This is a genomic window from Zoogloea sp. (assembly GCF_030157465.1).
GTDB lineage: Bacteria > Pseudomonadota > Gammaproteobacteria > Burkholderiales > Rhodocyclaceae > Zoogloea.
This window is the reverse complement of the sequence record NZ_JAOAUU010000042.1, coordinates 36,223-58,369: the sequence shown is the minus strand read 5'-3', so window position 1 is coordinate 58,369 and position 22,147 is coordinate 36,223. Positions and strand designations below refer to the sequence as shown.

Sequence of the window (22,147 nt, the reverse complement as noted above, 5' to 3'; positions counted from 1 at the left end):
TCGAAAAACCGAAGGACTTGACTATCCAATTGCAAAGCCCGTGCCAGAGTGTTTATTTCTTACTTAACCCATTAATAAAAAACGACTATTTATATTTTTTGAACACAATTCAGCGAAGACCAAACGCGCCGACGCCTCACAAATTGTCAACATTGTTAACAATTTGTGAGGCGTCGAAAAAGTCAAAACACAAAAATGGGCAGCGTTACCCGAGCGGTGCAAGACCCAGCTTTTGCCACCTGTAGCTAAATTGGCGCCCGGTAAGGCCCAGCATCTGGGCCGCACGGGATTTGTTGCCACCGCAGGCCTCGAGGGCCTGGCTCAACTCGTCGGCCGAGTGGGAGGCCGCGCTGACATAAGGACGAACGAGACCGAGGGGCGCAAATACGGGCTCCGTCATTGCCTTCACCGCCCCCCTTGCTGCCGGCGAAGCCACACTCTCACCCGCCGGCATGAAGCGCTCGATGTCGGCCGCACCGAGAATGGGTTTTTCGGCAAGCAGAACGATGCGTTCAATCAGATTTGCAAGCTCACGGATGTTGCCTGGCCAGGAATGCGCCTCGATACGCGCGAAAGCGTCCGGCGCCAGGTTCACATTTCGCTGATTGACCTGGTTGGTGCGGCTCAGAAAATGGATGGCCAAGGCCCGAATGTCGCCACGGCGCTCTGCGAGCGAGGGCAGATGGATGGGAATGACGTTGAGCCTGTAGTACAGATCCTGCCGAAACAGCCCCCGCGCCACCTCCATTTCGAGGTCCCGGTTGGTGGCCGCAACGAGACGGACGTCGATGCGAAACTCCCGCTTGCCCCCAAGGTGGGTGATCGTCCCTTCCTGCAGGGTGCGGAGCAACTTGCCCTGCATCGACAGCGGAAGCTCTCCGATTTCGTCGAGGAATATCGTGCCCTGGTCGGCCTGCTCGAACAGACCTTCCCGAGTGCTGGTCGCGCCGGTAAAGGCGCCGCGCTCGTAGCCGAACAGCTCGGACTCGAACAAGGTATCCGGTATCGCCGCGCAATTCACCTTGATGAAAGGCTTGTCGCGCCGCGGGCTGGCCAGATGAAGGGCACGGGCAAACAACTCCTTCCCGGTCCCCGATTCGCCAAGCAGCAGCACACTCGCGGTTGCGTCGGACACGCGTTCCAGTTCTGAAATCGCCCGCAGCAAAGGAGCCGAGGTTCCGATGATGCCGTAACGCGCGGCTTCGTGTTCCAGGGCGTGCGTCAGAATCTCGTTCTGCTCTTCAAGCGCCCGGGTCTTCGCCTCGACCATCGACTGCAGGTGCAGCAACTGGCCAACCAGGGTGGCCAGGATGCGCAACATCGACAGATCGTCGGCCAGCGAACGAGTGCGCCTTCGGATGCGGTGACAGGCCAGCACGCCAGCCGTCACCGCGCCAAAACGAATCGGCAGGGCTATGAAAGAAACCGGCCCCTGGGGCAGCTTGGCCCGCTCTACCGCACGGGCCAGAAAACGCTCCTCAAGATCGATGTCCTGAACGATGATCAGCTGCCCGGAAGACATGACCTGACCCGTGACTCCTTCATCGAGCCGATAACAGCCCCGCTCAACTTCAGCGCGTGTCAGCCCGTAGGCGTGACAAATGCGGCAAGCTTTGCCGTCCTCATCGAGCAACACCACGCGCCCGCGGTTCAGCCCCAGGAGTTCCGACATCAAGTGGAGGATCTCCCGAAAGACCACATCGGGCGCGAGGCTCTTGCCGACAAGCCCCATGACCTGCTGGAGCAGCAACATTTCCTGCTCGCGCCAGAACGTCGGAGAACGCTCGGAGTCGGTATCCGTATTGACGGCTTTGATCACTGCTCGACCCCTTCGGCCAGCCGGGCGATCATCTTTCGCACCGCGACCATCTGCGGGGCGTTGCGGGTGGCGTAGTCCACCGCGCTGTAACCCCACCAGTCCCAGCAGCCCTTGGGGTTGTACATCCAGCGCATCGACCCCGCCGCCAGCCCGTTGCGCGCCACGGCCTGCGGATACAGCACGACCAGCCGGTTCGTCTCGGCCCAGGCGTTGTAGCCGGCACCTTCGACAAAGCGCCGGCCGACCTGGTCCTCGCCCTGCCTGCAGCCATGAAAGGCCACGTGCACCCGGCAACCGCCCGCCCTGCAGCTTGCCGGTATGTAGGCAAAGCCCTGCTCGCCCATGCTGATGTCCGCCGGCAGGCCGCCAGTAAAGGGCCGCTGATCGAAGGTGACAAGATGGCCCGGCTCGGGAACGGACTTCGGCTTGAGCTTGCCGAGCAGATGGCCGAGCAACTCGCCGGGCGCATCGAAATCGCCGCAGCGGTTGATATACGGCGGCTCGGACGTATCGCAGGCGTTGGGCTTGGTGTCCGAGACCGAAATCATCGCGTGGCCGGCGTCAGGCAGCGTCACCAGCCGGATCGACCCGGCCGGCACCCAAGCCTTGTAGAAGCCCACCAGCGCATCCACCACCGGCCGCTCGACCGTGTGGTCGGCCCCGCCGGTGAGCACCCACACCTTGTCGTCGGCAAGCGCCGCCGGCGGGTCGATCAGATCGAGCCGCGCGCGGGATTCCATGCGCGCCTTGACGTCACCGGGCGCAGGCGGCTGCGCCCAGCGGGTTGGCGACATGCAGTTGGAGAGCGCACGCACGGCGCTGCCCTCGGCGCAATCGTAAGGCCCTGCCGCGATGATTCCCGCGCCCTTCACCAGCTTTGAGTAGGCCACCTGAAACTGCACCGCCATGTAACCGCCCGACGAAATGCCGGACACCGTCAGCGTCGAGCTGTCCGACCCCAGCGCCGGCAAGGCTGGCGCCGCCAGGCCGATGGACGGGAGGCCTGCGCCAAGCAAAACAAAAAGTGCCCGCAGCTTCATCATCACGCCCCCAGCAAACGCCACAACACGCCACCGCCCGCCGCCAGCCCCAAGGCCCCGAAGGCCAGCGCGGCAAGCGTGAAACCCCGCGCCCGCAGCGCCGGCTCCTTTGCGTAACCGATCGCATACCAGACGCGCCCGACCAGCCACACGGCGCCCAGCCCGGCAGCGACGCCATCGTTCACATAGGCAGCGCAAATCCACAGGCAGGGCAGGCACATGGCCGTCCATTCGAGGGTGTTCATCTGCACCCGGTACAGGCGTTCGAAAGTCGGGTGGCCGGTCACGGACGGCGCCTTGACGCCGTAGCGGTGGCGGCCCTTGCCCACGGCAAAACAGGTGCCGAACATCAAAAGGACGATCAACAGCGTGACCCCGGCCGTCAGGGGAGAAGAAGACAGCATGGCAAGAAGACTTCCAGAAGACAGAAGCGCCTAGCTTACCGCCCCTCCCCCATACTTCGCATTACATCTCCCCACGGCCCGGCCACGCCCTATGCTTCGCACCCTGCTCCAGTTTCTCGCCCCTTACCGCCGCCGCGTCCTCGTTGCCGTCATTGCGCTCGTGCTGGCCGCCAGTGCCATGCTGGCCGTGGGGCAAGGCCTCAGGGCCGTCATCGACAAAGGTTTTTCAGCCGGCGACCCGGCCTGGCTCGACCGCACGCTGGCCACGATGGGCGGCCTCATCCTGGTGCTCGCGGCGGCAACCTACCTGCGCTTCTACAACGTTTCATGGCTTGGCGAGCGGGTTACCGCCGACATCCGGCGCCGCGTTTTCGACCACCTGCTGTGCCTGCCGCCGGCCTGGTTCGAAGCGGGCCGCACCGGCGAAGTGATCTCGCGCCTCACCGCCGACACCACGCAGATCGAAAACGTCATCGGCTCCAGCCTGTCCATCGCGCTGCGCAATGCGCTGCTGCTGATCGGCGGGCTGGTGATGCTGTTCACCACCAGCCTCAAGCTCAGCCTGCTCACCGTTGGCGGTGTTCCGCTGGTTGTGGTGCCCATCGTGCTGTACGGCCGCCGGGTGCGCAAACTCGCCCGCGAAAGCCAGGATCGCATCGCCGAACTGGGCAACCGCATCGACGAAACCATCCACGAAATCCGCATCGTCCAGGCCTATGGCCACGAAGACGCCGACCGCCGCGACTTCGGGCGCCTGGTGGAAGCCAGCTTCGACACCGCCCGCAACCGTGTCGCCAACCGGGCGCGGCTGGTGGCGGCCGTGATGGTGCTGGTCTTTGGGGCGATCGCCTTCATCCTGTGGGTTGGCGGCCATGATGTGCTGGCCGGCACGCTCACGGCCGGCGAGCTTTCCGCCTTCGTGTTCTACGCGGCGCTGGTGGCCGGCAGCGTTGGCGCGCTGTCCGAAGTGTGGGGCGATCTGCAACGCGCCGCCGGAGCCACCGAAAGGCTGATGGAAACCCTCCACGCCACGCCGGCCATCCTAGCCCCCGCAGAGCCGCGGGCCTTGCCCGAGCCCGCCCGCGGCGCCATCGCCTTCGAGAAGGTGAGCTTTTACTACCCGAGCCGACCCGACACGCCCGCGCTGGCCGACTTCACCCTCGCGATCGAACCCGGCGAAACCGTCGCCCTCGTCGGGCCTTCTGGCTCGGGAAAAAGCACGGTGTTCCAGCTGCTGCTGCGCTTCTATGATCCGCAGGCAGGCCACCTCACCGTCGATGGCGTGAAGCTCACCGACGCCAATCCCGTCGACCTGCGCCGACGCATCGCGCTGGTGCCGCAAGACGCCGTGATCTTCGCCACGAGCGTGCTGGAGAACGTGCGCTACGCCCGCCCCGACGCCACCCTCGACGAAGTGCGCGCCGCCAGCGTGGCCGCCTTTGCCGACGAATTCGTCGCCGGCCTGCCCGAGGGCTACGCCACCGACCTTGGCGAGCGCGGCGTGCGGCTGTCCGGCGGCCAGCGCCAGCGCATCGCCATCGCCCGCGCCATCCTCGCCGATCGGCCGATCCTGCTGCTCGACGAAGCCACTTCGGCCCTCGATGCCGAAAGCGAACGCATGGTGCAAACCGCCCTCGACGGGCTGATGCGCCGGCACACCACGCTGGTCATCGCCCACCGCCTCGCCACCGTGCAAAAGGCCGACCGCATCATCGTGCTCGACGCCGGCCGCATCGTTCAGCAGGGCCGTCACGCCGAGCTTGTTGCCGAGGACGGACTGTATGCCCGCCTCGCGCGGCTCCAGTTCGTCGCCTGAACACAACCCGCGCCCGCCAACTCGGGTAAAGTTGCGCCTTCGTTTTTTCGCATCTCCGAAGGTACCCCGATGGCTCAATATGTCATGTCCATGCTGCGTGTCAGCAAGGTCGTCCCGCCCAAGCGTCAGATCATCAAGGACATATCCCTGTCCTTCTTCCCCGGCGCCAAGATCGGCCTGCTCGGCCTCAACGGCTCGGGCAAATCCACCGTGTTGCGCATCATGGCCGGCGCCGACAAGGAATACGACGGCGAAGTGCAATGGCAGCCCAACATGTCCATCGGCTACCTGCCCCAGGAGCCGCAGCTCGACGCCGAAAAAACCGTTCGCGAAGAAGTTGAATCCGGCCTCGGCGAAGTGATGCAGGCCAAGCAGAAGCTCGAAGAGGTGTACGCCGCCTACGCCGAGCCCGATGCCGACTTCGACAAGCTGGCCGAACTCCAGGCCAGGTACGAAAACATCATCGCCACCAGTGGCGCCGACGTGGAAACCCAGCTTGAAATCGCCGCCGACGCCCTGCGCCTGCCGCCCTGGGACGCCAAGATCGGCCCCCTGTCCGGTGGTGAAAAGCGCCGCGTTGCGCTGTGCAAGCTGCTGCTGTCGCGCCCCGACATGCTGCTGCTCGACGAACCCACCAACCACCTCGACGCCGAATCCGTCGAATGGCTGGAGCAATTCCTGGTGCGCTTCCCGGGCACCGTGGTGGCCGTCACCCACGACCGCTACTTCCTCGACAACGCCGCCGAGTGGATTCTTGAACTCGACCGCGGTCACGGCATCCCCTGGAAGGGCAACTATTCCAGCTGGCTCGAGCAGAAGGAAGCCCGCCTGGAGCAGGAATCCAAGCAGGAAGGCGCCCGCATGAAGGCCATGAAGCAGGAACTCGAATGGGTGCGTTCCAACCCCAAGGCCCGCCAGGCCAAGAGCAAATCCCGCCTGGCCCGCTACGAGGAAATGGCCAGCGTCGAATACCAGAAGCGCAACGAAACCCAGGAAATCTTCATCCCCGTGGGCGAGCGCCTGGGCGACAAGGTGATCGAGTTTACCGACGTCTCCAAGGGCTTCGGCGACAAGCTGCTGATGGACAAGGTCAACTTCAGCATTCCGGCCGGTGCCATCGTCGGCATCATCGGCCCCAACGGTGCCGGTAAATCGACCCTGTTCAAGATGATCACCGGCCAGGACAAGCCGGACACGGGCGACGTGGTGATCGGACCCACGGTCAAGATCGCCTATGTGGACCAGTCCCGCGACTGCCTCGACGGCAGCAAGACCGTGTTCGAAGAGCTTGCCGGCGGCGCCGACATCCTCACCATCGGCAAGTACGAAATGCCCAGCCGCGCCTACATCGGCCGCTTCAACTTCAAGGGCGGCGACCAGCAGAAGCTCGTCGGCAACCTCTCCGGTGGCGAACGCGGCCGTCTGCACCTGGCCAAGACGCTGATGGATGGCGGCAACGTGCTGCTGCTCGACGAACCGTCAAACGACCTTGACGTGGAAACCCTCCGCGCCCTGGAAGACGCCCTGCTGGAATTTGCCGGCTGCGCGCTGATCATCTCCCACGACCGCTGGTTCCTGGACCGCATCTGTACCCACATCCTGGCGGCAGAAGGCGATTCCCAATGGACTTTCTTCGCCGGCAACTACCAGGAATACGAAGAAGACAAGAGAAAGCGCCTCGGCGAGGAAGGTGCCAAGCCCAAGCGCATCCGGTACAAGCCGATCGCACGCTGATTTTTGGAGCAAGCGTGGCTGCCCAATGAAAACGCCCCCCGGCTCACACCGGGGGGCGTTTTTACTGCTACGACAAGCCGGCTTACGGCAACGCGACGATGTAGGTTGCGCCGAGGTAAGTCACGCTTTGACTTGGCCTGAACGTAACCGTGGAGTTGTCGGAATACACGAACGGCGTTCCGTTGTAACCCCAGGTCCATTCGTTGAGTTTGGTTTGCTGGTGGATCAGGTCCATGCGCACCGCAGAGGTCTTGTCCAGATCGTACCTGCCGAACAGCTTCAGTGTGAATTGCCGGAAGGTGACGTCGGGAAGGCCGCCAAGATTGGCCAGGAGATTGTTGTTGGCCGTCGATCCGCCGCTTTGCTTGTACTCGTCCCTATCCTCGATGAGCAGCAGATCGCCACCCACCTGGAGGCGAGTCATGGGCTTGCCGATCACACCGAACCCGTAACTGTCGCTGAGATTGCGCAGCGCAGCCAGGTAACCCGTGCTGTGATCCACGTGCATGGTCTGATCACCGCGAGACCAGTAGCCCGTGAGCCTCCAGTTTTCAGACAAGGCATAGGCGGCATCCACACCATAGAAGCCCATGTAGCTGCTTCTCAGGCCCTTGGTGCCCGGAGAGCTGAAATTATCCTGCCCCCACTCGGCCATGAACTGCAACGACAGCTGGTCGGTGGCAGCCCAGTCGGCGCTCATCTTGATCTTGTCCCGCTGCCGGTCAGTCATCGAAGAGGGGAAGATGTTATTGACCCCATAGATACCGTTGTTGAAGGTGGCACAACCGGTGATCGAGGTCAGGGACGGATCTCCCACGATGACGCCCCGGCCTGCATCGGACAAGCCACCCAGGCCGGTACAACTCAGGGACAGCGGCTTGAGCCAGGCCGATCCGCTGCGATGGCTGCTGGAATAGCCGATCGCACCGGTCAGGGTTTCGCTCATTGAACGGCGCAACTCCATTCTGTAGCCGGTTTCCTCGCTCTTCTGGCGCAGGCCACTCAAACCGGCAACGGAATTCGTGCTGACAAAGGTGCCCCGATCAAGCGACTCGTAATTGAACCCCAGCGTCGCCCGGTAGCCGTCAGGCAGCTGATAAGTGCCTTCAAGCTTGCCGTTCAGGCGCTTTGGTGAATAGTTGCCGTTGGTGAACGCCGTAGTCGCCGGATTGCCTTCGACGTTGTAGTAGGCGATAGGCGTCTTGTCGTTGCGGTCTTCGTAGCGGACATTGGCCAGCAGCGACAGCTTGGAGATCGGCCGCGACGTCAGGCCAAGCTGATACAGGCTGGTGTCGACCTTCGCGCCGAGATCGCTGCGGCCACCGGGCGCGCCGCCGAACACGGAGAAATTGTCGGTCTGCGCAGCGTGGGTGTAGGCGTACTTGAAGTTGGCCTTGGTGGTCGGTGTGAACGCGTAATTGCCCGTCAGGTAAAACTGGTGCGCCTGACTGTCCGGCGGCAGCGCGATGGGGTTTTGCAACATGCCCCGCAAACCGGCGCCCAGCGCGGGCCCGTTGCCGGGGAGTCCCATCTGGTTTCCCAGGGGGTTACTGAGCTCACCGTTGATGCTTGCCGCCATCGACTGATACTGGTTGCTGTAGAACGAGCCGTAGTAGCCCCCCGACAGCATCAGCTTGTCGCTCGCGTAGTTGAGCTTGGCGTCGAACTGCTGGGTGCTCGAGTTGATCGGCTCGGGCAACATGAGCAGCGCCCATTGGGTTACGCCGGTAGTGCATAAGGGAGACGGCGCCGAGCCCGAGGTGCAGGCCATGCCGTTGCCGAACATCCGGGCACCGTTCTTGTCCTCGTTCCGGAAGCTGGCCTCGAACTGCAGCGAGGGACTCAGCCATTTTTCCAGGGCAATGGTGGTGTTCTTGCGCTTCAGGTCGAGGTTCACGTCAGAACCGCTACCTGCCGTAGCCAGCCGGGAGACCACCGGCGCGGTGCTGCCTGCGCCGACAAGGCTGGTGTTGATGGTGCGCGGGTCACGCCGGATCATCTCGTCGTATTCGAAGGAATACTTCCAGTCGCCCTGCTTTTGCTGGCCGAAGCGAATTTCGCGGGTATCGAGCCCCAGGTTGCGCCCCTGGAAGGTGGTCCAGGTGCCGGTGGCGTCGTCGCGCTTGATGACGTCCAGGTCGAGCAGAAGGTAGGCGTCCTGGCGACGCAGGCCGTTGTATTGGCCGAAGAAGCTGCGCTCGTTCTCGGCGCCCGTCACGCCGGCAGCGCCGATGGAAACACTGCTGTCGGGACGGATCAGGGCGGCGATCTCGTCATCGGCCGCATGGGCCGAACCGAAGGCGGCAAGGAGGGCCAGCACAACAATCTTGAGGCTGAAACCCGGGCGTGTTTGCAAGGTTTTCATGATGATTTCCCCTCGTCGATCAACGCAGGTTGAACTGCGGTGTCGGATTCGTTGCGCTTGGGTTGTTGCTGCCGTGCACCTGGGTGTGGCAATTCATGCAACCCCGCGCCTGGGTGTAGTTGATGCCGGACTTGCCGCTCGAGTTGATGGTCGGCTGGGTCGGCAACTGGCCCCGCAACTGGGCGACCTGGCCACCATGCGGTGTGTGGCACTGATGGCACAGGAAGGGTGGCCGGGCTTTCAGCAGGCTTTCGGCAACGGTGCCGTGGGGGTTGTGGCAATTGCCGCAGTCCTCATTGACCGGCTCGTGGCTGTGTACGAAGGGGCCGCGCTTCTCCATGTGGCAGGTGTAGCAGGTCTCGACGACGCTATCGCGCTTGACCAGCTTGGGGCCGATGGAGCCATGGGAGTTGTGGCAATCCGAGCAGGCAACCTTGCCTTCCATCACCGGGTGGTGGGAGGGCTTCATGACCTGGGCGCGCTGTTCCTTGTGGCAGGTGAAGCACACTTCGGGCTGGGTGCGCTTGTCGGCAACCTTGTCCTTGGCGGTGTGCAACTGGTGGCAGGAAGTGCAGGCCACGTCGGCGCGCTGGTGGGCGCTGCCTTCCCAGTGCGAACGCTTGGCATCCTTCTTGTGGCAGGAGATGCAGGATTCGTTGCGGGCCTCGACCGGCGTTTTTGAGTTTTTGCCGAAGCTGCGGTCCGTGGCCGGACGCTCTTTCAGCTTGGCCGGATTGTTGGTGTGCAGGTCGCTGTCGCCGTGGCAATTGGTGCAGCTGGGCGTACGCCCGTCGGCCACGGTGCATGCTTGGTCTTGCCGATGTGCAGGAGCTTGGGCTCGTCCGACTCATCGTGGCAGGTGGTGCACTTGGCGTCGCCCTTGAGGACCAGATCCTTGGCGGGTGGCTTGGCGCCTGGCGTGGACGGGGCATCGGCAGCCACGGCGGCCGTGGTGCCGACAAGCGCCCCGAGCAAGGCGCACGAGGCCAACAACTGTCGCAGGAATTTCATTTTTTTCATCTCCCTTTTGCTGACATCGCTTGTCGAAGCGCCCTGCAAGTCGGGCGCTCCGTTGCTGAACGGCTTACTTGCCGAGGGACAGGATCCAGTCGGTCATATTCTTGATCGCGGCCTTGTCCTTGGTCTTGATGACCTTGTGCTCCTCTTCCTTGCCGTCATCGAACTTCACCATTTCACCCGAAGTGAGGTGATGAAGCAGTTTGGCTTCGGCATCGGCCTTGCCCTTGAGCGACTTGGAAATCTCGGTCAGGGACTTGGCTTCCTTCTTCTTGTCCACGGCGTGGCACTTGAGGCAGCCTTCCTTCTTGGCCAGGGCCTGCGCTTCGTCGGCGTCGAAGGCCAGCGCATTGGCAGACAGCAGCAGCCCGGAGGCACAGAGACCGGAAATCAGGGGGGTAATCACGCGGAACTTCATGGGGGTTTCTCCTTGAGGACAACGTACGACTTATTGGTTTGGGGAACGTGAATCAGTGCTCGTACCAGCCGGTGATCATCATCTTGAACAGGCTGGAAACCTTGGGCCCGACCGTGCCCAGGTAGATGTGGCTCACCATGAACAACAGGATCACGGCTGCGCCGATGTAATGAACCATCGCGATGGGCAGGAGCCCGTCGAGCCCGAAGAGCTTGTCGGGGGCGAACTGGGGATAGAGGAAGACCAGCCCGGTCAGGATCACCACCGGAAGCACCATGTACATGATCGACCAGTAGGTGAGCGCCTGCAGGACGTTGAAATTGACCTCGGGCGTCGGCGGATAGGGCTCGGGTTCGCCCTTGAAGATGCCGCTGCCGTAGTACTTCATCTGCGTCAGGCAGCGCTTGATGATGCCGGGCGGCTTCGGGATGTACTGCCACCAGTTGCCGGTGACGATGTTGCCAGTGACGAAGACCACCCACAGCCCGGCGAGGATGACGCCGGCCACGTTGTGGATGCGCGCCGCCAGCGAGAACTCCACCAGCGGAAGGTTCGGATCGGAAAAGTGCAGGCTGATGCCGGTGATCGACAGGGCGATGATCGCCAGGGCATTGCCCCAGTGCCACAGCCTGACCCACAGGTGAAGGATGTAAACGCGATTAGTCATGGTTTTTTCTCCGGCGCAGACGGGTCATGATGGCGCGCACGAGGCCGTGGCCGATCACGCCCGCCAGCGTGGCGACAAACAGGCCGATCAGGATCATGTCGAGAGTGGGGTTGCGGGTAGCGCCCACCACATACGAGTTGCTCAGGATCACGCTGTTGAGGAAGCCGTACTTGTTCTGCTCCTCGGTGGCCAGATGGCGATACAGCCGCGCATTGAGCGAGCTGTTGGCGCTGTGGCAGGTGGCGCACTTCTTCTCGGCCTTGTCCTTGTTCTGGATCTCGTGGGAGAGGGAGAGCTTGTCTTCGGTGGGCGTGTGACACTCGATGCAGCGCACGGCCTTCCAGTGCAGGCGGGTGTTGGGCAGCCAGTCATGGATGTCGTCGATGGGCGGCCGCTTTTTCTTGTCTGGAGCCATCTTCGCAAAGGCCAGATCCGAATCGTGGCAATCGAGACAGATCTTGTTGTCCTGGGCCACGATCTTGTGCGGATCGCGCAACTTGGCGGCCAGGGTCATGGTGTGCGCGTCGTGGCAGGTGACGCAGGTGAAGGTTTCGCTGAGGTTCTCGGCGTGCACCGATTTGTCGAACTGGCGTTCGATGCGCATCGCCTTGCGGGCGTGGCAGTCCTGGCATTCGCTCAGGCTGTCCTTGGCGTCGGCTTCGTGGGGGTGTTCGTCGTAGCCGTCGCCGTGGCACTTGGTGCATGCCATCTGGCCGTGGTCGGACTCCGTGTAGGTATCCAGATGAACCAGGTGGCTACGCAGCTTCTTGAGATCCAGCCCTTCCTTCGGAGGCTTCTTGAGCCCCGCTTCCGAGTGGCAGGCCAGGCATTTTCCGTTGGCTGCCTGGATCTTTACGAGTTCTTCGGGGGACGGTGGGGGTTCGTCGGCGAAGGCCAGCGGCGCAGCCATCAGGGCCAGCAGCGCCACAGCTCCACGCAGTTTTCTATTTATCGTGCTGAACACGTCAACTCCTCGGGCTACTAACCCGGCGGATTATCGACTTCCCTCTTTATTTCAAAATGTATCAGTACCCAAAACTGATCTTCCCTTGATCAAGATCAACCGAAAGGGGGCCGCACGACGTTTTTCCGGAACACCGAAATGCCGACTCCCGCCCCATTCGGGAAGTCAAGCAACACACCACACCATCAAGGAAAATGGTGCCGAAACGCACGACCAGCCCGCATTCCGGGGCCTATCTACCCATCTGGACTAAGACTCCAGCACCTCAACCTCCATCCCCACCCGCAGCTCCCCTGCCCCTTCCGCAATCACGTTCTGCCCGAAAATCACCCCTTCCGGGGTCTTGCGGTATTTGGCGAGGGTGCGCAGGGGCTCCTGGTCGAGACTCTTGCTGCCGGTTTGCGGGTCGACGGTGGTAAACACGCAGCGCTCGCAGGGCTTGGCGAGGCGAAAAGTGATGCCGCCGATGCGGATGCGCTTCCAGGCGTCTTCGGCAAAGGCCTCCGCGCCGGACACCACCAGGTTGGTACGAAAACGCTCCATCGTCATCGGGCGGCCAATTCTGGCCGACAGGTCGTCCAGCGAGGCCTGCCCGATCAGGAGCAGCGGAAAGCCGTCGGCGAAGCCAAGGGGCACCGCGGGATCGACCTTGACCCGGCGGGCCGTCTCGGCGCCGGTCCATAAAAACCTGAGGCGGGTGCCGATGTAGGCCGAAACCCAGGCGTCGGCGTCAAGAGCGCCCTCCCAGGCACAAAAAGTGTCGCCCCACACCTTGGTTTCAAGGGGCCGGGTGAAGGCGCTGTTGGGCACGAAAAGTTCGGCACAGCCCGGGGCCGAGAGGCTGACGCCATCGGCCGAGGGCCTTGCGCTGATCGTGACCAGTTTTGGCCAGGTTCGACCGGTAACAAAATGGCCATTTGGATCGGCCACCATCCAGTCGCGGTCGAAAGGCAGGCCTTGCGGGCTCACCGGGCTCACGTCAAGACACTGCCCGTGCATGGATTTGACCGGGTAGCGGTAGAGGGCGGACAGGACGGGCGGGGTGCGCATTGGAGGCCTCGAAGGACTAAACGAAGGGGTTGAAGAACAAGCTGCAGAACGACTCGAGAAACGAAAGATCGCAAAAGCCATTATCCTTGCGACTTGAGAAGCGGGGCAAATCCGGCCCCCGCATTGCACTGGATGCACCATGACTTACGAAGAACACCTGGACGAAGTAACAACCCTGATTTTCGAGCGCTTCGGGCTGAGCGAAGCGGCTGCCATCAAACTGGTGATGCGCGCCCAGGCCGACGGCTATTTCAGCGAACACGATGACGATCCCACCCTGTGCACCCAGCTGCGCGCCGAGCAGGACGCCAAGCGGGTGTTCAAGCAGTACAGCAAGCCGGTCGATGAGGCACCCGCCAAATCGCGCCGCCCCGGCCCGCCGCGCTGAGCCCCCGCTCCCGATGATAAAAACCGGCTGGCTGGCACTCGTCGCAGCCGCGGTGCTCGGCGCCCCGGCCTGCGCCGGAACCGGGCAGGCGCAGCACCCGCTCCAGGTGATCATCGGCTTTGCCGACCCCACCGACGGCCCCGCGCCCGCCACCCTCACCGCGCTCAAAAACACGAGCGGCGCCAGGGTGAATTTCGTGTCGTCGATCTCTGAGCGCAGCCACGCCTACCAGCTGCTTTGTGCTGCCGACGATCCGGCCTGCAGCAAGGCCATTGCGGCACTCAGGGCAGACCCTTCCATCCGGCACCTGGATCTCGATCAAAAAAAGGATTTGCGATGAAAACCGGTCTCACACTTTACGCAGCCCTGCTGGGGCTGGGTGCGCTGCTCGCCGGCCCTGCCGCAGCCGTGGAGGCCCCCGAGGCGCGGGTCATCGTCAAGCTCAAGGCCGGGTCACCGCTCAAGCAGATCCAGGCCGCAAGCCGGATGCAAAGCCTCGGAGAGCGCATCGGCATCACGGCAAAAATGCTCGGCCAGCCCTCGCCCGAACTCCAGGTAATGCGCGCCAGCGGCATCAGCTCCGAGGCCCTGGCAAGCAGGCTGTCCAGAGAATACGACGTGGAATACGCGGTGCCCGACCGCATCAAGCGGGCCAAGGCCCTGCCCAATGATCCGCTGTTCAGCCACCAGTGGTACTTGCAGGCAGCCAGCCCCACCCAGCCCGCCGCCACCAACGCCCAGGCGGCGTGGGACATCACCTCCGGCGCCAGCAACGTGGTGGTTGCGGTGGTGGATACCGGCGTGCGTTTCGAGCATGAGGATCTGACCGCCAAACTGTTGCCGGGCTACGACTTCGTGCTCGACGACCTCAATTCCGGCGACGGCCAGCCCGGCCGTGACAGCGACGCCTCGGATCCCGGCGACTATCTGTCCACCTCCGATCTCGCCAACGCCACCCTGCGCGCCATGTGCGGCGGCAGCTTTGCAACCCACGACAGCTCGTGGCACGGCACCCAGGTTGCCGGCATCGTCGCCGCAGAAGCCAACAATTCCCGCGGCATCGCCGGCATGGGCGGCGCCACCCGCATCCTGCCGATTCGCGCCCTCGGCAAATGTGGTGGCTACGACTCGGACATCATCGCCGGCATGCGCTGGGCCGCCGGCCTTGCGGTGCCGGGCCTGCCCGCCAACCCGAATCCAGCGCGCGTCATCAACCTGAGCCTGGCCGGTGAAGGCACCTGCAGCGCCGCTTACACCAGCGTCGTCGCCGAAATCAGGGCGGCGGGCACCTTGATCGTGGCTGCTGCCGGCAACGAAACCGGCCCGGTCGAAGAGCCCGCCAACTGCGCGGGCGTCCTCGGCGTCGCCGGCATCCGCCACATGGGCACCAAGGTGGGCTATTCGAGCTTCGGCCCCGAGGTCGGCATCAGCGCCCCAGCCGGCAACTGCGTCAACATCCTTACCGGCCAGCCCTGCCTGTTTCCCTTCGTCAATGCCACCAACCAGGGCCTGAACGGCCCCCTCGGCAACGGCTACACCGGCGCCTACGACGTAACGATCGGTACCAGCTTTGCCGTGCCGCTGGTATCGGGCACGGCCGCGCTGATGCTGGCGGCCAATCCCCTGCTCAGCGAATCCGAGCTGATGGCACGCATCAAACGCGCAGCCACCGCCTTTCCGGTCGATGCCACCCTGCCCACCTGCCCCGCCGTGTCGACTGACGACCAGTGCAACTGCACCACCACTACCTGCGGAGCCGGCATGCTCAATACCGCCGCCGCCGTCACGCTGGCCCTCGAACCCACAGCCGGCATCACGGTATCCGCAGCCCCCGTCGTCAATACGGCAATCACCCTCACCGCAGCTTCCAACGTGTCGCCCGTGAGCTGGCAGTGGATCCAGATCAGCGGGCCGGCCACTGGCAGCTTCGGCTCGCCTGCGGCAGCAAGCACCACCTTCACCGCCACCTCGGCCGGCAGCTACACGATCCGGCTGACGATCACAGACGCGATCGGGCGCACGGCCAGCGCCGACACCAGCATCACCGTTGCATCCGCCCCGTCCTCGGGCGGCGGCGGAGGGGGCGGGGCCACCGATCTCGCCAGCCTCACCGGCATCCTCGCGCTGGCGCTCTTCGCGGCAAACCGGCGCAACCGGGCCTGACCCACCCGGCGCGTAGCCTTCCACGCTCCGCGCCACATCCACTTTTACTTTCCACATCTCAGCGGACTTGCCTGAAAGACTGTTTATTTATACAGTCAACACATGTCCGCTGATCCGCATCCTCCTGCACCCCGTTTTGCCGAGCTCTACGCCCGCTCCTGCTTCAGCTTTCTCACCGGCGCATCCCACCCGGAAGAACTGCTCGAGCAGGCGGCAAGCCTTGGCTACAGCGCCCTGGCCATCACCGACGAATGCTCGCTGGCCGGCGTGGTGCGGGCCTACGCGGCGTGGCGCCACAAGCCGGATGCCCCAAAGCTGATCATCGGCAGCAGCATCCGGCTTGAAGACGGGCCAACGCTGGTGCTGCTGGCCACCGACCGCGCCGCCTACGGGCAGCTCTCAAGCCTCGTCACCCGCGGGCGACGGGCGGCCGACAAGGGCAGCTATCGCCTCAACCGCCTCGACCTCGCCCATGGCCTGCCCGGCTGCCTGGCGCTGCTGGTGCCGCCAGAGCTCATCGATCCCGATCCGCACGCCCTCGCCGCCGACGCCCGCTGGCTGGCCGAGCGCTTTCCCGACGCCTGCTGGCTCGCCGCCCCGCTCCACCTGGGGCCGGACGACGCCGCCCGGCGCCGCCAGATCAAGGCCGCAGCGGAATCCGCCGGCATCCCGGTTGCCGCCACCTGCGCACCGCTGATGCACGATGCCTCGCGCAGGCGCCTGGCCGATGTCCTCACCGCCCTGCGCCACCGGGTCACCCTCGACGACGCCGGCTACCTGCTCGCCGCCAACGGCGAGCAGCGCCTGCAGCCCCGCGAAATCCTCGCCCGCCGCCACCCGCCCGAGTGGCTCGCCCAAACCCTCGCCATCGCCGAACGCTGCCATTTCTCGCTGGCCGAGCTGCGCTACGAATACCCGCAGGAAATCGTGCCGCCCAAGGCCACGCCGGCCTCCCACCTGCGGGCGCTGGTCGGCCACGGGCTGCGCCGTCGTTATCCGCCCGGCCCCGATGGGCACCCGCAGGTGCCCTCAGGCGTCCTGACCCAGGTGGAAAAGGAACTCGCCCTGATTGCAGAGCTGAACTACGAAGCCTTCTTCCTCACCGTCGAGGACATCGTCCGTTTTGCCCGCAGCCGGGGCATCCTGTGCCAGGGGCGCGGCTCGGCGGCCAACTCGGTGGTGTGCTACGCGCTGGGTGTAACGGAAGTCGACCCCGGCGAAGCCAGCCTGCTCTTCGAGCGCTTCATCTCCCGCGAGCGCAACGAGCCCCCCGATATCGACGTGGATTTCGAGCACGACCGGCGCGAAGAAGTCATCCAGTACATCTACACCAAATACGGCCGCGAGCGCGCTGCGCTGGCCGCCACGGTGATCCGCTACCGCCCCAGGAGCGCCCTGCGTGACGTGGGCCGGGCGCTGGGCTTCGACGCCGGCCAGCTCGATCAGCTCACCCGGCGCCTCGCCTGGTGGGACGGTCGCCAGGTGGCCCCCGAGCGCATCCGCGAAGCCGGCCTCGACCCGGACAGCCCGCAGGTGCGCCTGCTGCTTGAACTGGCCAACGAAATCATCGGCTTTCCTCGCCACCTGTCCCAGCACGTGGGCGGCTTTGTGATCTCACGCGGGCCGCTGGCCGAACTGGTGCCCGTCGAAAACGCCGCCATGGAAGGCCGCACGGTCATCCAGTGGGACAAGGACGACATCGAAACCCTGGGCCTGCTCAAGGTGGACGTGCTGGCCCTCGGCATGCTGTCGGCGATCCGCCGCAGCCTGCAGCTCGTCTCCCGCTGGCGCGGCCAGCCCTTCGCGGTGGCCGACATTCCCCGCGAAGTACCCGCGGTGTACGACATGCTCTGCGCCGCCAACGCCATGGGCGTCTTTCAGGTGGAATCCCGCGCCCAGATGAGCATGCTGCCGCGCCTCAGGCCGCGCTGCTATTACGATCTGGTGGTGGAGGTGGCCATCGTGCGACCGGGACCGATCCAGGGCGGCATGGTCCATCCCTACCTCGACGCCCGCGAGAAAATCGCCCGCCACGAGCCCATCGTCTATCCCCGCCCGGAGATCGAGCCCGTGCTGCGGCGCACCCACGGCGTGCCGATTTTCCAGGAACAAGTGATGCAGCTGGCCATGGTGGCCGCCGGTTTCAGCGCCGGCGAGGCCGACCAGTTGCGCCGCGCCATGGGCGCCTGGGGTCGCAAGGGCGATTTGCTGCGCTACCAGGAAAAACTCACCGCCGGCATGCTCGATCGGGGCTACGAGCGGGATTTTGCCGAGGCCCTGTGCCGCCAGATCCAGGGTTTCGGCAGCTACGGATTTCCGGAATCCCACGCGGCCAGCTTTGCACTGCTGGTGTATGTGTCCGCATGGCTCAAGTGCTTCGAGCCGGCGGCGTTTTTGTGCGGGCTGCTCAACAGCCAGCCGATGGGTTTTTACGGCCCGTCGCAACTCATCCAGGATGCCCGTCGCCACGGCGTCGATGTATTGCCCGTGGACGTGCAGGCCAGCGACTGGGCCTGCGGGCTTACGCCCGCGCCAGCAGATCCCACCCGCCCCGCGGCCCGCCTCGGCCTGCGGCTGGTCAAGGGCTTCAACCCGCAGGCCGCCGAACGCATTGCCGCAGCGCGCCGGCTTGGCGCCTTTGGGTCGGTCGATGAACTGGCCCGCCGCGCCGGGCTATCCACCACCGAGCTGCGCGTGCTGGCCGGGGCCGGAGCACTGTCCAGCCTGGCCGGGCACCGGCGCCAGGCCCTGTGGGCCGCGGCCGGCAGCCAGGCCGCGCCCGGCATGCTCCACGCTGCGCCGATTCCCGACACGCCTCCGGCCCTTGCCGCGCCGGCCGAAACCCAGGATCTCGTTGCCGATTACGCCCGCCTGGGCTTCAGCCTCGGTCGGCATCCCCTCAGCTTTCTGCGCGGCCTGCTTGCGGCCGAACGTTTTTTGAGTGCTGCCGAGATTGCCGACAGCCCCGACCGCAAGCTGGCCCGCTGCGCCGGCATCGTCACCTGCCGCCAGCGCCCCGGCACCGCCAAGGGCACAATGTTCGTCACCCTCGAAGATGAAACCGGCTGGGTCAACGTGATCGTGCGGCCCGAACTCCTTGAAGCCGAACGACGCATCCTCCTTGGCGCCACCCTGCTCGGCATCTACGGCCAGATCACCCGCCAGGGCTGCGTGGTCCACCTGCACGCCAAACGGGTGGTCGACCGCTCCGCCCTGCTCGGCCACCTCGCCACCCGCAGCCGGGATTTTCACTAAACAGTGTTCTTCAAAACCGGAATCCACATCTCGAAAACATTGCTCTGCGCCCCGGCTCGCCCTTCGATGTCACCGCCGTGGGCTCGCAGAATCGAGCGGGTGATCGCAAGGCCAAGCCCCGCGCCGTCACCGGAATTCCGGCGGGCTGCATCCACGCGGTAAAAGCGGTCGAAAAGCCGCGCAAGGTGGGCCGGCGGAATCGGCTCACCTGTGTTTTCAATGGAGAGGCGAGCCGTGGTGGCGCCTGAATCATCGTGACCCAGGCGGGCCGTCGCGACGATTTCGCCCCCTGCCGGCGTGTAGCGCAGCGCGTTGGAAAGCAGGTTGCCGATGGCGCGGCGCAGCATGAGCCGGTCGGCCACCAGCGGCGCCGAACCGGCCTGGCGCAGGCTTACACCGCTTTCTTCGGCGAGCGCGCCATAAAAATCGAACAGCGCCGCCACCTCGTCGGCGAGATCGAAGCTTTCGCGGCCAGGCACGATCAAGCCGTTGTCGGCCTTGGCCAGAAAAAGCATGTCGGAAATCATGCGCGACAAACGCTCGAACTCCTCGGCATTGGATTCGAGCACATCACGGTAAGCCTCCGCCGTGCGGCTGCGGGAGAGCGCAACCTGGGTCTGGGTCATCAGGTTGCTGACCGGTGTGCGCAGTTCGTGGGCCAGGTCGGATGAAAAATCCGACAGCCGCCGGAAGGATTCCTCCAGCCGGGCCAGCATGTCGTTGAGCGACTCGGCCAGTTCGGCCAGCTCCACCGGTACGGCCTCCACCGACAGGCGCTGGTCGAGGCGCTGGGCGCTGACCTCGGCGGCCTTGCGGCGCATGTCGCGCAGCGGCGCCAGCCCCCGCCGCGCTACAAACCAGCCAAGCAGGCCGGTTGCCAGCGAGGCGGCCAGAACAACCAGCCACAGCGTGCGCATGAACGCATCCATGAAGCTGCGGTGGTGGGAAATGTCGATGGCCACCGCCACGAAGGCCGGCGGCGCATTGGCCATGCCGGTGCGCGCCTCGCCGACGATGCCGCGAAAATCCACGTTGTCGTCCGAGCGCCACACCTGCGGCTGTCCGGCAGGCCCGGCCCGCTCGATCAGCGGTGGCGTGAACGACACCCCGTGAGCCGCGAACAGCATCCGGCCGTCCGGCCCGCGCACCGCAATCGCCATGCCGTGATGGCCGATCAGCGCATCGTCGAGCAGTTGCGGCAGCCCATCCCATTCGCCCGCCGAGCGAACGCGCTCCAGCAGATGGCGGGTCAGCTCAAGCTTGCCGCCAAGCTCGGCCATGTCCTGCTCCTCGAAATGCCCTTCCACCGATCGGACGACAATCTGACCGAGGATCAGCAGCACCACCGTGGACGCCGCCGCAAACAGCAGCGTCAACCGCAAGGTAAGCGACTGGCGGCGAACTAAGGACACGCCGGATCCTCCAGCACATAGCCCATGCCGCGCACGGTGCGGATCAGACGCGGCTCGAAGCCGTCGTCGATCTTGGCGCGCAGGCGCCGCACGGCCACTTCGATCACGTTGGTGTCGCTGTCGAAGTTCATGTCCCACACCTGGGATGCGATCAGCGAACGCGGCAGCACCTCGCCATGCCGGCGCAGCAAGAGTTCAAGAAGGGCGAACTCCTTGGCCGTCAGGTCGATCCGCCGGCCGGCGCGGGTCACCCGTCGGCGCAGCAGGTCCAGTTCCAGGTCGGCCACCTGCAGGGCATCCAGTTCTTTGTTCCGGGTGCCCCGGCGCAGCAGCGTGCGCACCCTGGCCAGCAGCTCCGAAAAGGCGAAGGGCTTGACGAGGTAATCGTCGGCGCCGAGTTCCAGCCCCTTGACCCGGTCGTCCACGCTGTCCCTGGCGGTCAGGAACAGCACCGGCATCTCCTTGCCCGCCTTGCGCAGGGCCTGCAGCACGCGCCAGCCGTCGAGCCCCGGCAACATCACGTCGAGCACCATCAGATTGTAGGTTTCGGTCATGCCGAGATGCAGCCCGTCCATGCCATCACGCACAAGATCCACGCTGAAACCCGCCTCGACGAGACCCTGCTTGAGGTAATCACCCGTTTTGGGTTCGTCCTCGACAATCAAAATCTTCATCACGGCCTCTCTGCGCCCGGAATCACGGGCACAAGTGTCGCCCAAACCTTTCCTGCGCCCAAAAAGATTACAAAAAAGTAATCTTCACGACAGCTTCCTGTCGAGAGACCACAGCCAGAATGGGCCATCCCGATCCGACGAGGAATCACCATGAAGCTACGCCCCCTTATCCTGACGTCCCTGCTGGCCCTCACGGCAAGTGCGGCCCTGGCGGGCACAGGCGTGCAGGTTGATGTGTACAAGAGCCCCTATTGCGGCTGCTGCACAAAATGGGTCGAACACCTGCGCAGCGAAGGCTTCGAGGTCAAATCCCACAACGTGGAAGACGTTCCGGCACAACGGGCACGCCTTGGCATGCCCGAAACCTATGGCTCCTGCCACACCGCCCGCATCGGCAACTACCTTGTCGAGGGGCATGTTCCGGCCGCGGATGTAAGACGTCTGCTGAAGGACAAGCCAAAGGCGATCGGGCTCGCCGTGCCCTCGATGCCCCCGGGCTCTCCCGGCATGGAGAGCGCCAAACCCATGCCCTACGAGACCCTGCTGATCAGCGCCAATGGCTCCAGCAGCGTATTTGCCCGTCACTGAATCCGGATCAACCCCTCAAGAAAGAGCACACTCATGCGCTTCCCTCTCGCACCGGTCTTCGCCGCGATGATCGCCACCGTTTCCGCTTCGGCCTTTGCCGCCAACGACCACGCCGGTCACACTAAAACACATGCAACGCAGGGCGAACCCTCCATGCAGATGGCCGACGGCCTTGTCAAAAAGGTGGACAAGCCCACGGGCCGCATTACCGTCTCCCACGGCCCCCTGCCCAACGGAATGCCGGCGATGACCATGGCCTTCCGCGTCAAGGACGCAGCCTGGATCGACAAACTCAAGGAAGGCGACAAGATCCGTTTCATGGCGGAACAGATAAACGGCGCCATGACGCTGGTGCACATCGAACGCCCCTGAT

General features: G+C 64.4%; 20 protein-coding genes. 8 read left to right on the top strand and 12 right to left on the bottom strand.

All coding sequences use genetic code 11. The features are described from left to right. Nucleotides 1-205 precede the first annotated feature (205 nt). Genes Q1W26_RS04765 through Q1W26_RS04755 form a run of 3 tightly spaced genes read right to left on the bottom strand, consistent with a single transcriptional unit; the run spans nt 206 to nt 3,263 of the window. Nucleotides 206-1,819, bottom strand: a complete 1,614-nt coding sequence (locus Q1W26_RS04765; protein ID WP_300436562.1) for a sigma 54-interacting transcriptional regulator — start codon at nt 1,817-1,819, stop codon at nt 206-208. Continuing rightward, complete coding sequence (locus tag Q1W26_RS04760; protein WP_300436560.1) at nt 1,816-2,862, bottom strand: poly(3-hydroxybutyrate) depolymerase; 1,047 nt, start codon at nt 2,860-2,862, stop codon at nt 1,816-1,818. Before Q1W26_RS04760 ends, Q1W26_RS04765 begins: the two co-directional genes overlap by 4 nt. Then, nucleotides 2,862-3,263: an MAPEG family protein gene (locus tag Q1W26_RS04755; RefSeq protein ID WP_300436558.1), complete on the bottom strand. Its 402-nt coding sequence runs from the start codon at nt 3,261-3,263 to the stop codon at nt 2,862-2,864. The genes Q1W26_RS04760 and Q1W26_RS04755 overlap by 1 nt, the downstream gene beginning before the upstream one ends. A gap of 91 nt (nt 3,264-3,354) precedes the next feature. Between Q1W26_RS04755 and Q1W26_RS04750 the strand changes: the two genes are divergently transcribed. Both Q1W26_RS04750 and ettA read left to right on the top strand, forming a co-directional pair. Next, a complete protein-coding gene (locus tag Q1W26_RS04750; protein WP_300436556.1) occupies nt 3,355-5,079 on the top strand; it encodes an ABC transporter transmembrane domain-containing protein in 1,725 nt (574 codons plus the stop codon). Nucleotides 5,080-5,148: 69 nt separating this feature from the next. Continuing rightward, nucleotides 5,149-6,813 carry an energy-dependent translational throttle protein EttA gene (ettA, locus tag Q1W26_RS04745; RefSeq protein WP_300436555.1) on the top strand — a complete coding sequence of 555 codons (1,665 nt, stop codon included), beginning with the start codon at nt 5,149-5,151 and terminating at the stop codon, nt 6,811-6,813. Nucleotides 6,814-6,895: 82 nt separating this feature from the next. Here the strand turns inward: ettA and Q1W26_RS04740 are convergent, their stop codons facing one another. The 7 genes from Q1W26_RS04740 to Q1W26_RS04715 form a co-directional block, all read right to left on the bottom strand. Continuing rightward, on the bottom strand, nt 6,896-9,178 hold the full coding sequence (locus Q1W26_RS04740) for an MtrB/PioB family decaheme-associated outer membrane protein (RefSeq protein WP_300436552.1): 2,283 nt from the start codon (nt 9,176-9,178) through the stop codon (nt 6,896-6,898). A gap of 19 nt (nt 9,179-9,197) precedes the next feature. Then, nucleotides 9,198-9,977, bottom strand: coding sequence for a DmsE family decaheme c-type cytochrome (locus Q1W26_RS04735; RefSeq protein WP_366143637.1), 780 nt, complete (start codon nt 9,975-9,977; stop codon nt 9,198-9,200). Further along, the gene (locus tag Q1W26_RS21480; protein ID WP_366143636.1) at nt 9,899-10,189 is read right to left on the bottom strand and encodes a hypothetical protein; all 291 of its coding nucleotides are present in this window, start codon (nt 10,187-10,189) and stop codon (nt 9,899-9,901) included. Before Q1W26_RS21480 ends, Q1W26_RS04735 begins: the two co-directional genes overlap by 79 nt. Nucleotides 10,190-10,262: 73 nt before the next feature. After that, a complete protein-coding gene (locus Q1W26_RS04730) occupies nt 10,263-10,613 on the bottom strand; it encodes a c-type cytochrome (RefSeq protein WP_300436549.1) in 351 nt (116 codons plus the stop codon). Between the two features lie 52 nt (nt 10,614-10,665). Beyond that, the gene (locus tag Q1W26_RS04725) at nt 10,666-11,280 is read right to left on the bottom strand and encodes a cytochrome b/b6 domain-containing protein (protein WP_300436546.1); all 615 of its coding nucleotides are present in this window, start codon (nt 11,278-11,280) and stop codon (nt 10,666-10,668) included. Then, complete coding sequence (locus Q1W26_RS04720; protein WP_300436544.1) at nt 11,273-12,244, bottom strand: cytochrome c3 family protein; 972 nt, start codon at nt 12,242-12,244, stop codon at nt 11,273-11,275. Before Q1W26_RS04720 ends, Q1W26_RS04725 begins: the two co-directional genes overlap by 8 nt. 249 nt (nt 12,245-12,493) lie before the next feature. After that, on the bottom strand, nt 12,494-13,294 hold the full coding sequence (locus Q1W26_RS04715; RefSeq protein WP_300436542.1) for an MOSC domain-containing protein: 801 nt from the start codon (nt 13,292-13,294) through the stop codon (nt 12,494-12,496). Nucleotides 13,295-13,433: 139 nt separating this feature from the next. On the opposite strand from Q1W26_RS04715, the gene Q1W26_RS04710 reads away from it, so the two are divergent. The 4 genes from Q1W26_RS04710 to Q1W26_RS04695 all read left to right on the top strand — a co-directional run bounded on the left by Q1W26_RS04710 (nt 13,434) and on the right by Q1W26_RS04695 (nt 19,100). Beyond that, a complete protein-coding gene (locus tag Q1W26_RS04710) occupies nt 13,434-13,682 on the top strand; it encodes a hypothetical protein (RefSeq protein WP_300436540.1) in 249 nt (82 codons plus the stop codon). A gap of 13 nt (nt 13,683-13,695) precedes the next feature. Beyond that, complete coding sequence (locus Q1W26_RS04705) at nt 13,696-14,022, top strand: hypothetical protein (RefSeq protein WP_300436538.1); 327 nt, start codon at nt 13,696-13,698, stop codon at nt 14,020-14,022. After that, a complete protein-coding gene (locus tag Q1W26_RS04700) occupies nt 14,019-15,845 on the top strand; it encodes a S8 family serine peptidase (protein WP_300436536.1) in 1,827 nt (608 codons plus the stop codon). Before Q1W26_RS04705 ends, Q1W26_RS04700 begins: the two co-directional genes overlap by 4 nt. A gap of 102 nt (nt 15,846-15,947) precedes the next feature. Then, nucleotides 15,948-19,100, top strand: coding sequence for an error-prone DNA polymerase (locus Q1W26_RS04695; RefSeq protein ID WP_300436533.1), 3,153 nt, complete (start codon nt 15,948-15,950; stop codon nt 19,098-19,100). Here the strand turns inward: Q1W26_RS04695 and Q1W26_RS04690 are convergent. Both Q1W26_RS04690 and Q1W26_RS04685 read right to left on the bottom strand, forming a co-directional pair. Beyond that, nucleotides 19,097-20,512, bottom strand: a complete 1,416-nt coding sequence (locus Q1W26_RS04690) for a heavy metal sensor histidine kinase (RefSeq protein WP_300436530.1) — start codon at nt 20,510-20,512, stop codon at nt 19,097-19,099. The genes Q1W26_RS04695 and Q1W26_RS04690 overlap by 4 nt on opposite strands. Further along, the gene (locus Q1W26_RS04685) at nt 20,503-21,186 is read right to left on the bottom strand and encodes a heavy metal response regulator transcription factor (RefSeq protein ID WP_300436527.1); all 684 of its coding nucleotides are present in this window, start codon (nt 21,184-21,186) and stop codon (nt 20,503-20,505) included. Before Q1W26_RS04685 ends, Q1W26_RS04690 begins: the two co-directional genes overlap by 10 nt. A gap of 150 nt (nt 21,187-21,336) precedes the next feature. On the opposite strand from Q1W26_RS04685, the gene Q1W26_RS04680 reads away from it, so the two are divergent. Together Q1W26_RS04680 and Q1W26_RS04675 are read left to right on the top strand one after the other, a co-directional pair. Further along, nucleotides 21,337-21,774 carry a DUF411 domain-containing protein gene (locus Q1W26_RS04680; RefSeq protein ID WP_300436525.1) on the top strand — a complete coding sequence of 146 codons (438 nt, stop codon included), beginning with the start codon at nt 21,337-21,339 and terminating at the stop codon, nt 21,772-21,774. 33 nt (nt 21,775-21,807) lie between these two features. Continuing rightward, entirely contained in the window at nt 21,808-22,146 is a 339-nt protein-coding gene (locus tag Q1W26_RS04675) for a copper-binding protein (protein WP_300436522.1), read from the top strand. The last annotated feature ends 1 nt before the right edge of the window (nt 22,147 follow it).

Bases quoted from the DNA above. Each gene is read 5' to 3' on its own strand.
- Q1W26_RS04760 (WP_300436560.1), bottom strand. From the start codon at position 2,862: ATGATGAAGCTGCGGGCACTTTTTGTTTTGCTTGGCGCAGGCCTCCCG.
- Q1W26_RS04755 (WP_300436558.1), bottom strand. From the start codon at position 3,263: ATGCTGTCTTCTTCTCCCCTGACGGCCGGGGTCACGCTGTTGATCGTC.
- Q1W26_RS04750 (WP_300436556.1), top strand. From the start codon at position 3,355: ATGCTTCGCACCCTGCTCCAGTTTCTCGCCCCTTACCGCCGCCGCGTC.
- ettA (WP_300436555.1), top strand. From the start codon at position 5,149: ATGGCTCAATATGTCATGTCCATGCTGCGTGTCAGCAAGGTCGTCCCG.
- Q1W26_RS04740 (WP_300436552.1), bottom strand. From the start codon at position 9,178: ATGAAAACCTTGCAAACACGCCCGGGTTTCAGCCTCAAGATTGTTGTG.
- Q1W26_RS21480 (WP_366143636.1), bottom strand. From the start codon at position 10,189: ATGAAATTCCTGCGACAGTTGTTGGCCTCGTGCGCCTTGCTCGGGGCG.
- Q1W26_RS04730 (WP_300436549.1), bottom strand. From the start codon at position 10,613: ATGAAGTTCCGCGTGATTACCCCCCTGATTTCCGGTCTCTGTGCCTCC.
- Q1W26_RS04725 (WP_300436546.1), bottom strand. From the start codon at position 11,280: ATGACTAATCGCGTTTACATCCTTCACCTGTGGGTCAGGCTGTGGCAC.
- Q1W26_RS04715 (WP_300436542.1), bottom strand. From the start codon at position 13,294: ATGCGCACCCCGCCCGTCCTGTCCGCCCTCTACCGCTACCCGGTCAAA.
- Q1W26_RS04710 (WP_300436540.1), top strand. From the start codon at position 13,434: ATGACTTACGAAGAACACCTGGACGAAGTAACAACCCTGATTTTCGAG.
- Q1W26_RS04705 (WP_300436538.1), top strand. From the start codon at position 13,696: ATGATAAAAACCGGCTGGCTGGCACTCGTCGCAGCCGCGGTGCTCGGC.
- Q1W26_RS04700 (WP_300436536.1), top strand. From the start codon at position 14,019: ATGAAAACCGGTCTCACACTTTACGCAGCCCTGCTGGGGCTGGGTGCG.
- Q1W26_RS04695 (WP_300436533.1), top strand. From the start codon at position 15,948: ATGTCCGCTGATCCGCATCCTCCTGCACCCCGTTTTGCCGAGCTCTAC.
- Q1W26_RS04685 (WP_300436527.1), bottom strand. From the start codon at position 21,186: ATGAAGATTTTGATTGTCGAGGACGAACCCAAAACGGGTGATTACCTC.
- Q1W26_RS04680 (WP_300436525.1), top strand. From the start codon at position 21,337: ATGAAGCTACGCCCCCTTATCCTGACGTCCCTGCTGGCCCTCACGGCA.
- Q1W26_RS04675 (WP_300436522.1), top strand. From the start codon at position 21,808: ATGCGCTTCCCTCTCGCACCGGTCTTCGCCGCGATGATCGCCACCGTT.